The 11,201-nt window shown below is 72.5% G+C and carries 11 protein-coding genes; 4 read left to right on the top strand and 7 right to left on the bottom strand.

The features are described from left to right. Positions 1–113: 113 nt before the first annotated feature. Positions 114–2,699, bottom strand: coding sequence for an ATP-dependent chaperone ClpB (clpB, locus tag D9V37_RS17075; protein WP_121807340.1), 2,586 nt, complete (start codon positions 2,697–2,699; stop codon positions 114–116). 131 nt (positions 2,700–2,830) lie between these two features. On the opposite strand from clpB, the gene D9V37_RS17080 reads away from it, so the two are divergent. Both D9V37_RS17080 and D9V37_RS17085 read left to right on the top strand, forming a co-directional pair. Beyond that, positions 2,831–3,274, top strand: a complete 444-nt coding sequence (locus D9V37_RS17080) for a MarR family winged helix-turn-helix transcriptional regulator (RefSeq protein WP_198412627.1) — start codon at positions 2,831–2,833, stop codon at positions 3,272–3,274. A 10-nt stretch (positions 3,275–3,284) separates the two neighbouring features. Further along, positions 3,285–4,973 carry a chloride channel protein gene (locus D9V37_RS17085; RefSeq protein ID WP_198412628.1) on the top strand — a complete coding sequence of 563 codons (1,689 nt, stop codon included), beginning with the start codon at positions 3,285–3,287 and terminating at the stop codon, positions 4,971–4,973. Here the strand turns inward: D9V37_RS17085 and D9V37_RS17090 are convergent. The 3 genes from D9V37_RS17090 to D9V37_RS17100 are packed head-to-tail and all read right to left on the bottom strand — an operon-like array spanning position 4,948 to position 7,882. Next, complete coding sequence (locus D9V37_RS17090; RefSeq protein ID WP_121807342.1) at positions 4,948–5,772, bottom strand: hypothetical protein; 825 nt, start codon at positions 5,770–5,772, stop codon at positions 4,948–4,950. The genes D9V37_RS17085 and D9V37_RS17090 overlap by 26 nt on opposite strands. Then, the gene (locus D9V37_RS20555) at positions 5,769–6,578 is read right to left on the bottom strand and encodes an Abi-alpha family protein (RefSeq protein WP_198412629.1); all 810 of its coding nucleotides are present in this window, start codon (positions 6,576–6,578) and stop codon (positions 5,769–5,771) included. The genes D9V37_RS17090 and D9V37_RS20555 overlap by 4 nt, the downstream gene beginning before the upstream one ends. Further along, positions 6,575–7,882 (bottom strand): hypothetical protein, encoded by a 1,308-nt coding sequence (locus D9V37_RS17100; protein ID WP_121807343.1) that lies wholly within the window; start codon positions 7,880–7,882, stop codon positions 6,575–6,577. The genes D9V37_RS20555 and D9V37_RS17100 overlap by 4 nt, the downstream gene beginning before the upstream one ends. A 52-nt stretch (positions 7,883–7,934) precedes the next feature. Here D9V37_RS17100 and D9V37_RS17105 point away from each other — a divergent pair, with 52 nt between their 5' ends. Further along, on the top strand, positions 7,935–8,942 hold the full coding sequence (locus tag D9V37_RS17105; RefSeq protein ID WP_121807344.1) for an acetamidase/formamidase family protein: 1,008 nt from the start codon (positions 7,935–7,937) through the stop codon (positions 8,940–8,942). 90 nt (positions 8,943–9,032) lie between these two features. On the opposite strand, the gene D9V37_RS17110 is transcribed toward D9V37_RS17105, so the two are convergent. Then, on the bottom strand, positions 9,033–9,458 hold the full coding sequence (locus D9V37_RS17110) for a DUF1810 domain-containing protein (protein WP_121807345.1): 426 nt from the start codon (positions 9,456–9,458) through the stop codon (positions 9,033–9,035). 84 nt (positions 9,459–9,542) lie between these two features. Here D9V37_RS17110 and D9V37_RS17115 point away from each other — a divergent pair, with 84 nt between their 5' ends. Then, positions 9,543–10,220, top strand: a complete 678-nt coding sequence (locus D9V37_RS17115) for a GOLPH3/VPS74 family protein (RefSeq protein ID WP_121807346.1) — start codon at positions 9,543–9,545, stop codon at positions 10,218–10,220. 136 nt (positions 10,221–10,356) lie between these two features. Here D9V37_RS17115 and D9V37_RS17120 read toward each other — a convergent pair whose 3' ends face one another. Continuing rightward, positions 10,357–10,767: a heat shock protein transcriptional repressor HspR gene (locus D9V37_RS17120; RefSeq protein ID WP_121807347.1), complete on the bottom strand. Its 411-nt coding sequence runs from the start codon at positions 10,765–10,767 to the stop codon at positions 10,357–10,359. Position 10,768: 1 nt separating this feature from the next. After that, positions 10,769–11,201 (bottom strand): DnaJ C-terminal domain-containing protein (locus D9V37_RS20775; protein ID WP_332835759.1); only part of this gene is annotated, 433 nt, incomplete at its 5' end.

Consider the following 11,201-nt stretch of genomic DNA (forward strand, 5'->3'; position numbering starts at 1 on the left):
GTCGTCGACCGTCTGAAACTCGTCCGGGCGACCGAAATCGGAGCCGAATTCCGGGGGTTTTGCCGGGCACCCGGCAAAACCCCCGGCGCCTCACGGCGAGCTCGACGCCCGCCTCACCCCACGAGGAGGACCAGCCCGTCGCCCTCCTCGACCCGGTCGACACTGACCTGCTGACCATCCGCCACCTCGCCGCCGATCAGCATCCGGGCGAGCGGGTCGCCGATGGCGGTCTGGACGAGCCGGCGCAGGGGCCGGGCGCCGTAGAGCGGGTCGTAGCCGGTCGACGTCAGCCAGGCGCGGGCGGCGTCGGTGACGGTGACGGTGATCCGCCGCGGCGCGAGCCGGGCGTCGAAGGCGTGGAGCTGCAGGTCGACGATGTGGGCCAGGTCGTCCTGGCTGAGCGCGTCGAACATGACGATCTCGTCGAGCCGGTTGAGGAACTCGGGCTTGAACGCCTGCCGCACCACCGCGAGCACCGACTCGCGCTTCTTGTCGTCGTCCAGCGTCGGGTCGACCAGGAACGACGAGCCCAGGTTGGAGGTGAGGATCAGCAGCGTGTTGCGGAAGTCCACCGTGCGGCCCTGGCCGTCGGTGAGCCGGCCGTCGTCGAGCACCTGGAGCAGAATGTCGAAGACCTCGGGGTGGGCCTTCTCGACCTCGTCGAGCAGCACCACGCTGTACGGGCGGCGCCGCACGGCCTCGGTGAGCTGGCCGCCCTCGTTGTAGCCGATGTAGCCCGGCGGGGCACCGACCAGGCGCGAGACCGAGTGCTTCTCGGAGTACTCGCTCATGTCGATGCGCACGATCGCGCGCTCGTCGTCGAAGAGGAAGTCGGCGAGGCTCTTGGCCAGCTCGGTCTTGCCGACGCCGGTGGGCCCCAGGAAGAGGAACGAGCCGGCGGGGCGGTCGGGGTCGGAGATGCCCGCGCGGGAGCGGCGGACGGCGTCGGAGACGGCGGCCACCGCGGCGCGCTGGCCGATCAGCCGCTCGCCGATGATGTCCTCCATCCGCAGCAGCTTCGCGGTCTCGCCCTCGAGCAGCCGACCAGTCGGGATGCCGGTCCAGGACTCGACGACGTCGGCGATCTCCTGCGGCCCGACGTTCTCGTTGACCAGCCGCTCGGTCTCCACGGCCTCGCTGGCCTCGGCGGCCTCGATCTGCTTCTCGATCTCGGGGATGCGGCCGTAGAGGATCTCCGACGCGCCGGCGAGGTCGCCCTCGCGCTGCATGCGCTCGGCCTGCGTGCGCAGCGTGTCGCGCTGCTTGCGCAGGTCGCCGGCGCCCTCCAGCGTGGCGCGCTCGGCCTCCCAGCGGGCCTCGAGGCCGCGCAGGATCTCCTCGCGGTCGGCGAGGTCGGCACGCAGCCGCTCCAGCCGGTCCACCGAGGCGTCGTCGGTCTCGCGCTCCAGCGCGAGCTCCTCCATGCGCATCCGGTCCACCTGGCGGCGCAGCTCGTCGATCTCCACCGGCGAGCTCTCGATCTCCATCCGCAGCCGCGAGGCCGCCTCGTCGACGAGGTCGATGGCCTTGTCGGGCAGCTGCCGGCCGGTGATGTAGCGGTCGGAGAGCATGGCGGCGGCCACCAGCGCGGCGTCGGTGATGGTGACGCCGTGGTGCGCCTCGTACTTCTCCTGTAGCCCGCGCAGGATCGCGACGGTGTCCTCGACGCTGGGCTCACCGACGTAGACCTGCTGGAAGCGCCGCTCCAGCGCGGGGTCCTTCTCGATGTGCTCGCGGTACTCATCGAGCGTCGTGGCGCCGATGAGCCGCAGCTCGCCGCGGGCCAGCATCGGCTTGAGCATGTTGCCGGCGTCCATCGCACCCTCGCCGCCGGCTCCGGCGCCGACGACGGTGTGCAGCTCGTCGATGAAGGTGATGACCTGGCCGGCGGAGGCCTTGATCTCGTCGAGCACGGCCTTGAGCCGCTCCTCGAACTCGCCGCGGTACTTCGCCCCGGCCACCATCGCGGCCAGGTCGAGGCTGAGCAGCCGGCGGCCCTTGAGGGAGTCGGGCACGTCGTTGTCGACGATGCGCTGGGCGAGGCCCTCGACGACGGCGGTCTTGCCGACGCCGGGCTCGCCGATGAGGACGGGGTTGTTCTTGGTGCGCCGCGAGAGCACCTGGATCACGCGACGGATCTCCGCGTCGCGGCCGATGACGGGGTCGAGCGAGCCCTCCTCCGCGCGGGCGGTGAGGTCGACGGCGTACTTCTCCAGCGCCTCGTAGGTCGCCTCGGCGTCCTGGCTGGTCACCCGCCGGTCGCCGCGGGTGGCCACGACGGCCTCGCGCAGCGCCTGCTCGGTGAGCCCGGCGTCGTCGAGGAGCTGCTTGGCCGAGGAGTCCACGTTGTCCAGGCCCAGCAGCAGGTGCTCGGTGGCGGCGTAGTCGTCCTTCATCGCCTCGGCCACCGAGATGGCCTTGGCCAGCACGCGGGTGAGCGCGCCGGACGCGGCCGGCGTCTGCACCGCCGAGCCCGAGGCCTTGGGCAGCCGGGCGACGGCGTCGTCGGCCGCGCGGGCGATCGAGGTGGGGTCGGTGCCGGCCTTGGTCAGCAACGCACCGGCCACGCCCTGCTCCTGGCGCAGCAGCGCGGCGAGGAGGTGGATCGGCTCGGTCTGGGCGTTGCCGGCGGTGACCGCCATCGTCTGGGCGTCGTTGATCGCCTCGACGCTGCGCTTGGTGAACTTGTTGGCGTCCATCGGTTCTCCAGTGTCCTCCATCTGTGCGGGGTCGTCAGTAGGCACAACTGTCTCAAAGTTGAGTCTGTTCCGCTCAACTCTGATTTTCTTGCGGTAACCGAACAGTTCGTACCCAGAGGTATTCTTCGTGGGTGCCCGAGCCCGACCCCTGGGAGCTGACCGACGTCGTCACCCGGCTGCGTCGCGTGCTGCGCGCCTCGATCCGCAGCGAGATCGCCTGGGAGCAGCTGCCGATGGCGCAGGTCGAGCTGCTGCAGCGGCTCGCCGACGAGCCCGCGCTGCGTGTCCGCGACCTGGCCGAGCGGCACCGGCTCGCCGCCAACACGGTCAGCTCGCTGGTGCAGCAGCTGGTCGAGTCGGGCCTGGTCACCCGCGACCCCGACTCCCAGGACCGGCGTGCGGTCACCGTCTCGCTCACCACCGACGGCGTGCAGGCCCTGGCCGGGTGGCGCAGCGCCCACCACCGGCGGCTGGCCTCGGCTCTCGACGGCCTGAGCACCACCCAGCGCCGACGCATCCAGACCGCCCTCCCCGCGCTCGTCGCGCTGGTGGAGCAGCTGGAGGACGATGCGTAGCCGCTGGCGGATGCCCCTGGCCACGCTCGCCGTCGGCGTCGTGTCCGGCGTCGTCGGCATCGTGCTGGTCCTGGTGCTGCACTTGGTGCAGCACACCGCCTTCGGCTACACAGAGAACGACTTCCTCTACGGCGTGCTGCACGCCTCGCCGCTGCGTCGCGTCCTAGCCCCGACCCTGGGCGGCGTGCTGGTGGGCCTGGGCTGGTGGTGGCAGCGGCGGCGCTGGTCCACCGACGACGTCTCGGTCACCCGCGCGCTGCGCGACACCGAGCACCGGATGCCCATCCGGCCCACCGTGGTCGATGCGCTGCTGCAGGTGGTGGCGGTGGGCGTCGGCGCGTCGCTGGGTCGCGAGGGCGCGCCCCGTCAGGCCGCGGCGGCGGTGGCGGGCTGGCTCGGCGAGCGGCTGCGGCTGACGACGTGCCAGCGCCGCACCCTGCTGGCCTGCGGCGCCGGTGCCGGGCTGGCCGCGGTGTACAACGTGCCCCTGGCCGGCGCGGTGTTCACGCTGGAGACGCTGCTGGTCTCGCTCGCGCTGCGCGACGTCGCGGCCGCGGTGGTCACCTCGGCCGTGGCCACACTGGTCACCTGGCCGGTGCTGGGCAACCACCCGACCTACCAGGTCGGCCCGATCGGCTTCTCCTGGTCGGTGCTGGTCTGGGCGGTGCCGATGGGCGTGGCGGCGGGGGCGCTCGGTGTCGGCTTCGAGCGGCTGATGACGCTGGCGCGCACGCACCGGGCCACCGGACGGGCCACGCTGGTCGCCACGCCGCTGGCGTTCGCGACGGTGGGCGCGGCCGCGGTGGCGTTCCCGCAGCTGCCCGGCAACGGCAAGGGCCCCGCCGAGCTGGCCTTCGTCGGCGGGCTCGGGCTGCTGCTCGCCGCGGTCCTGGTGCTGCTCAAGCCGCTGGCCACCGCCGTCTGCCTGGCCGGCGGCGCGATCGGCGGGCTGTTGACGCCCGCGCTGGCCACGGGCGCGCTGGCCGGGCTGGTCGGCGGCCGGCTGTGGCAGCAGCTGTGGCCCGGCGTGCCGCTCGGGGCGTTCGCGATCGTCGGCGCCGCGGCGGTGCTGGCCGCCACGCAGCGGGCACCGCTGACGGCGCTGGTCATCACCTGGGAGCTGGTGCGCACCGGCTACGCCCTGCTGCCGGCCCTGGTGGTCGCCGTGGCGCTCGCGCTGGCGGTGGCCCACTGGCTCGGCCGCACTCGCCGCAGCAGGATGGAGCGGGTGAGGCCCTCCCTGTACGAGCACGCCGGCGGGAAGCAGGCGTTCCTGCGGCTCTCGCGGGCGATGAACGTCCGCTGCCTGGCCGACCCCGAGCTCCGGCACGCGTTCCTACGCACCGGTCATCCGCAGCACGACGAGCGGCTCGCGGCGTACTGGGCCGAGGTGCTCGGCGGTCCGCCCGCCTACACCGGCGAGCACGGAGGCGACCAGACCACCCTGGTGCGGATGCACGCCGGGGAGCACGAGCCCGACGAGTGGCGACAGCGATTCGTCGACTGCTTCGTCGCGGCCCTCGACGACGCCGAGCTGCCCGACGACCCCGACTTCCGCGCCGCGATGCGGGCCTACATGGAGTGGGCGGTCACCGGTGTCAACGCCTATCCCGAGTCCAAGGACGACGTGCCCGAGGACCTCGCGATGCCGCGCTGGGGCTGGGACGGACTCGTCAGCCCGCCGGCCTCGCTGCGGTGAAGGGAGCTCCGAACGGTGCGGTGAGCGTGTGCGCAGGATCGTCGGCTGCGCCGATGCGCACCTCCAGCGCGTCGACGCCGTGGCCGCGCAGCGCCGCGGTCGCCCGTCGCCACAGCTGAGAGGCCTGCGAGCGGTCCTCGGCGTGGAGCTGCACGCTCGCGGCCTCGGCGGAGCCCGACACCTGCTCGACTCCGAGCGAGGGATCGGCAGCCACCCCGAGGATCTGGTCGAGACGGTTGCGGGCGACTTGATCACCGAGGTCGTTGGCGGTGACCACGTAGTGCGCAAGGTCCTGACCCGTGGTCTGCACGAGCAGTCCGTCCAGACGGCTACCCCCGGCGGTGAGCAGCCGCTGACTAGTGGCGAGGGCCCTCGTGACCTGGGTGCCGTTCGTCCGCACCGTGACCAGGTTCGGCAGGTGAGCCGGCACGGTGACGCTGGCGGGGACGTCGGCCCGGGCCAACGCTGCGAACAGTGCGGCGGAACGGGTCGTGGCCCGATCGTCCAGCTCCATCCGCACCGACCCGCTCTCGAGCACCGACCGGCAGCACCGACGGTGTCCCAACCCGACGAGGCGTCGGACCTGCGTCGCCGTCACGCGCGGGGGCAGCCTGACGACGGCGACACTGCTGCCGGTGTAGCTCCAGCGCAACGACACGACACCCGGAGCGGCCGCCAGCCGCGACCGGAACTGCTCACGCGCCGACGGTTCGGTCGCTCGCGTCGTACGCCACACGACGACGGCCGCAATCAGCAGGACGACCAGCCCCACCGCCACCAGAGCCCGGCGCCTGGTCACGAGGGCTCGTCCGGCACCAGCACCGCCCGGCAGAACTCCTCACCGAGCGGCGTCAGCGTGATCGAGCGCCGCACGACCTTCGGCAGCCGCACGGAGTGCATCGCCGCCAGCACGTCGGGCTGCGCCTCGAGCACCTGGTAGACCGCCGGGTCGATGAGCGGTTCGCCGGTCAGCTCGGCCAGCCCCAGCCGCTCGAGGTTATTCAGGTACGCCGGCACCTCGCCAGGGTGGCGGACGCCGGCCCGAGGACCCACCATGCTCAGCCCCTTGGCCACGAGCCGCGAGCTCACCAGCCCGACCGGTCCGCCGGTGCGCACGTCGACCGCCGGCTGTGCGCCCTCGCGGAGCAGGTAGACGACGATGCGCGCCTCGTCGGGGGCGAGCTCGTCGAGGATCCGCCGGTAGGCCGGATGGCCGGCGTCGTCGGAGGTGACGTCGCGCGAGCGGCGGAGCAGGTCGGCCCCTCGGGCGCGCAGGTCGCCCTCCTCCCCCTCCTTGTCGGGCTCCTCGGCGGAGGTGTGGGTGGCCGTGGCCCGGGCCAGCTCTTCGAGCGCCTGCGGGATGTTGGCCCCCTCGCTGACGCGCCGGGCGAGCTCGACGACCACCCCGGCGGTGAGACCCAGCTCGTGGGCGAGCTCGTTGGCCGCCGCCGGGTCCGACGCCGCCCGCGCCAGCCGCCGGGTCAGCTTCCAGCCGGTGACGACGCTCCACTGGGCGGCGTTGAGCCAGGCGCTCGCGGTCACCCGGGCCAGCCCGGGCAGCGCCTGGACGATCTCGGCGGGGACGACCTCGCGACGCTCGCTCACCGCGCCACCCCGAACACGACGAGGTGCAGGAAACCGCCGGCCAGGCCCATCACGGCGCCGTGGGCGTAGAGCATCCACTCGTCCTCGCGGATGGCGGCGCGCATCATCTCCACGAAGTCGGCCGGCGGTAGCTCCTTGGTGCGCGTGGCGATCAGCGCCCGGATCTGCTCACCCTGCTGGCGGCTGAAGGCCGGGTCCTGGAAGGGCAGGATCGTCTTGCCCACCGCCTCCTTCGCCACCGCGTCGCGGATGGCGTCGTAGGACCGCGGCCCCACAGCCACCCGCACCGCGCCGCGCAGGACTCCGGCCGCCTGGTCGATCGCCGGACGCAGCGCGTCGGCCAGCAGCTGGCGGGTGCGGTCGCCGTCGGGGCCGTTGAGCAGGTAGTCGCCGACGTTCTCCAGCGTGATGACGTCCTCGGCGATGATCTGGGCGTACACCTCGGCCGCCTCCGACTGGCGCCGCGGGAAGAGGCCCTGGACGGGCGCGCCCCAGATCCGGCGGCGCTCCGGCGGCTCGAAGATCAGCCACATGCCCAGCGCGTTGGTGGTCCAGCCGACCGCGACGCCCAGCAGCGGCAGCAGCCACCACTGGCCGAAGAGGTGGTCGACGTAGGCGACCGGGATACCCAGCAGGAACCCGAACACGAAGCCGAAGTTGACCATCAAGTTGAGCTCGCGCTGGCCGAAGTCGCGGAAGATCGAGACCACCAGGCGCGGGTTGGCCTCGAAGTGGTCGATGACCATCAGCTTGGGGTCGAGCAGCTGGTCGATGTGCACGCCGATCTCGTCGGTGACCCGGTGGATGATGCCGGGCAGCTGAGCCTGCACGCGGGCGTAGACGGCCTCCTTGACCGGGCTGGGCAGGTCGCGCCACAGGCCGGGGCGCTCGCGGTGCATGACGTCGTCGACCAGGCCGGGCACCTCGGGCCGGAAGACCTCGACGATGTGCTCGGCGATCTTGTCGGGCTCGAGCTGCTGGTAGAACTCCGAGGCGGTCCCCAGCTTGGAGATCGCCTTGTCCACGGCGATGCTGCCCATCTTCGCCGCCCGCGCCGGGATGATCCCCTGCCAGCCGACGCCACCCTGCGCGAGCCCGGGCACCTCCTGCACCTTGCGCGGCAGGACGCCGGCGAGCTCCCGCATGCCGGGGATGCGCACGCCGTGGAAGCGGATCGGGTTGAACAGCATGATCAGCCCGGTCCAGTTGATCAGCCAGCCGATGACACCGGTGAAGACCGGGATGGTCCAGAAGTGCAGCCAGTCGACGTCGCGCAGCAACCAGTCGACGGCCAGCACGCTCACGCGGTGATGTTACCGACGAGTGAACCTCGGGTCTCTCCGTCAAGATGACGTCATGACCACCCACGAGCTCCACCCAAGGCCCGAGCAGCTCGTCTACTCCTTCGGCGGCCACGAGCCGGCGCTGACGGTCGCGCCGGGCGACGTGGTCCGGCTCTCGACCGAGGACTGCTTCGGCGGGGCGGTGCGCAGCGTCGACGACCTGCCCAGCGTGGTGTGCGAGTTCCCCTTCCTCAACCCGGTCACCGGGCCGATCGCCGTCGAGGGCGCGGAGCCCGGCGACCTGCTCGCGGTGCACTTCGCCGAGATCCGCCCCGCGCGCGACTGGGCGATCAGCTCGACGTTCCCGCACTTCGGCGCGCTCACCACCACCCACACGACGCCGATGCTGCACGAGGCGCTGGAGGAGCGGGTCTGGGTGTACGACGTCGACGTCGAGGCCGGCACCTGCACCTTCCGGGCCCGGACCGGCGACTTCGAGGCGGTGCTGCCGCTCGACCCGTTCCACGGCACGGTCGGCGTCGCGCCGGCCGCCGACGAGCGGCTGATGTCGATCACCCCCGCCGCCCACGGCGGCAACCTCGACACCCCCGAGATGCGAGCCGGCGTCACGCTCTACCTGCCGGTGAACGTGCCCGGCGCGATGCTCGCCGTCGGCGACGGCCACTGCCGTCAGGGCGAGGGCGAGGTGTGCGGCACCGCCGTCGAGGCCGCGATGGAGACCACGATCGTCGTCGACGTCGTGAAGGGCGCCGCGCCCGCGTGGCCGCGCCTAGAGAGCGATGGGTTCGTGATGTCCACCGGTTCGGTCAAGCCGCTCGAGGACGCCTTCCGCATCAGCCAGCACGACCTGGTCGGGTGGACCGCCGACCTCACCGGGCTCGACACCCTCGACGCGCTGCAGCTGGTCAGCCAGGCGGGGCTGGCGCCCACCGGCAACGTGGTCGACACCAACTACACGATGGTCGCCAAGCTGGCGAAGTCCGTGCTGGGTAATGCCGTCGCCTACGACGGTGTCCACGAACGGCTGAAGGCCGTGGCGCGGTCCGTCGTCGGCGGCTGAGGCCCTGCTCGCCCCGTGAGCCGCGCAGACGTCATACGAGCCGGTCGCTCGCGCGACCCGTTCGTATGACGTCCGACCCCTCGCGGCGTGTCAGCCCTGGTCGAGCAGGTCCAGCGTGGCCGGATCGTCCTCGCCGTCGTAGAAGGCGGCGAGCACCTGCTGGAAGGGCGCCGGGTCGTCGGCAGCGCGGGCGAAGAGCGTCATCGACGAGCGCAGCTTGAGGGCGTCGACGCCGCCGAGGATCTGCTGGGCGGTCAGGTCCGGGTGGGTCAGCAGCGCGTCACAGCAGGCGACCAGTCGCGGGCCGAGGACCGGGTGGGCCAGGTACGCCTCGGCCTGGGCCAGCGAGGCGATGGCGTACCGCTGCGCGGTGGCGCTGCGGCCCAGGCCGATGTACTGGGGGAACACGAACCACATCCAGTGGCTGGTCTTGCGGCCCCGGTGCAGCTCGCCGAGCGCCTGCTCGTAGACGCCGCCGGCCTGCGCGGTGACGAAGCGGTCCAGGTCGTCGCTCACCGCACCGACGCTACGACTTCCGTCGGGGGCGCGCGATACCTACGACGGTGGTCGTCGAAGCGGCGGCGAACCTAACCTCGCAGCATGCTGATCGCAGAGGACCTGCTGCTGCTCCTGCTCGACGACGAGACCGGCAAGGCCAGCAAGGGACAGGAGCTGCCGCCGGCGCTGGGCGGCGCGCTGCTGGTCGAGCTCGCGATGCTCGGCGCGGTGGAGCTGGAGCCGAAGCAGGGGCTGTTTGGCTCCGCGAAGGTGCACGCGGAGACCGGTCCGGCGCTCGAGGACCCGCTGCTCGCGCACGCCCTCGCGGTGGTGCAGGACAAGCCGCGCCGGGCGCAGAGCGTCGTGGAGAAGCTGGGCAAGGGCGCGAAGGAGACGCTGGCCGACCGGCTCGTCGAGCGCGGCGTGCTCGAGCGCCGCGAGGACCGGGTGCTCGGTCTGTTCCCGCGCACCACCTGGCCCACGAAGGACGCGGGCCACGAGCAACAGCTGCGGGCCACGCTCACCGCGGTGCTCACCACCGAGCAGCCGCCGGACGAGCGGACCGCCGCCCTGGTCTCGCTGCTCTCGGCCATCGACCACGCCCACAAGGTGGTCGACCACCCTGGCCTCTCGAACCGCGAGGTGAAGAAGCGCGCGAAGCAGATCGCCGAGGGCGACTGGGCCTCGAAGGCGGTCAAGGACTCGGTCCAGGCCGCCCAGGCCGCCACCACCGCCGCCATCGTCGCGGTGACGGCGACGACGACCGCGGGAACGAACTGACGACGCGTCGCCTCACCCGGCCCAATCGGACGAACAGGGCACGCGAGTGCAGGAAACCGCCCTTCGGCGTCCCGTTTCGTCCGGGTTCGCGGGACGGTTTCCCCGCCTAGGCGAGGAAACCGTCCACCCCGCCGCCTCAGCGCTCGTCGAACGGACTGACGACGGTGGACCGCAGCACCGGCAGGTTGGGCCGCCGGTCGCGCAGCGCACCGACGGCGGTGTCGAGGGCGGCCTGGAGCACCTCGGCGCGGTCCTTGAGCTCGGCGTTGCGGGCGCGCAGGGCGGCCACCTGGTGCTCGAGCTCGAGGATGCGCCGGACGCCCTCGAGGCCGATGCCGGAGGAGGTCAGCTCGGCCACCTCGCGCAGCAGCTCGATGTCGTGCAGGGAGTAGCGGCGACCGCCGCCACCGGTGCGGCCCGGGGAGACCAGGCCGATCCGGTCGTAGGTGCGCAGTGTCTGCGGGTGCAGTCCGGTGAGCTCCGCGGCCACGCTGATCACGTACACCGGGACACGGGGTCCCGGTGCACGTGGCGTCTGGCGGGCCATCTCAGCGACTCCCGCCCGTGAAGAGCGAGGCGCGCGGGTCGACGCCGTTGGACGCGGCGCGGAAGGCGTCGACCGCCTGCCGCTGGGCATCGTTGAGCTCGGCCGGGACGCTCACCTCGATGGTGGCGAGCAGGTCGCCCTTGCCACCGGTCTTGCGGGGGGCACCGAAGCCGCGGATGCGGAAGGTGCGACCGCTCGGGGTACCGGCCGGGATACGCAGCGTCTTGGTGCTGCCGTTGAGCGTCGGCACCTTCACCTCGGCCCCGAGGGCGGCCTCGTCGAAGGTGACGGGCACGTCGATGGTGAGGTTGTCGCCCTTGCGGGCGAACACCGGGTCGGGGCGGACCTTGACGACGACGTACAGGTCGCCGGCCGGGCCGCCCTGCTCGCCGGCCGCGCCCTTGCCCTTGAGGCGGATCCGCTGGCCGTCCTTG

Source organism: Nocardioides mangrovicus, from assembly GCF_003674065.1.
In the GTDB taxonomy this organism is placed as follows: domain Bacteria; phylum Actinomycetota; class Actinomycetes; order Propionibacteriales; family Nocardioidaceae; genus Marmoricola; species Marmoricola mangrovicus.

What these genes read in the sequence shown, in the direction of transcription:
- D9V37_RS17105 (WP_121807344.1), top strand. Translation starts at nt 7,935, where the DNA reads ATGACCACCCACGAGCTCCACCCAAGGCCCGAGCAGCTCGTCTACTCC.
- D9V37_RS17085 (WP_198412628.1), top strand. Translation starts at nt 3,285, where the DNA reads ATGCCCCTGGCCACGCTCGCCGTCGGCGTCGTGTCCGGCGTCGTCGGC.
- D9V37_RS17115 (WP_121807346.1), top strand. Translation starts at nt 9,543, where the DNA reads ATGCTGATCGCAGAGGACCTGCTGCTGCTCCTGCTCGACGACGAGACC.
- clpB (WP_121807340.1), bottom strand. Translation starts at nt 2,699, where the DNA reads ATGGACGCCAACAAGTTCACCAAGCGCAGCGTCGAGGCGATCAACGAC.
- D9V37_RS17120 (WP_121807347.1), bottom strand. Translation starts at nt 10,767, where the DNA reads ATGGCCCGCCAGACGCCACGTGCACCGGGACCCCGTGTCCCGGTGTAC.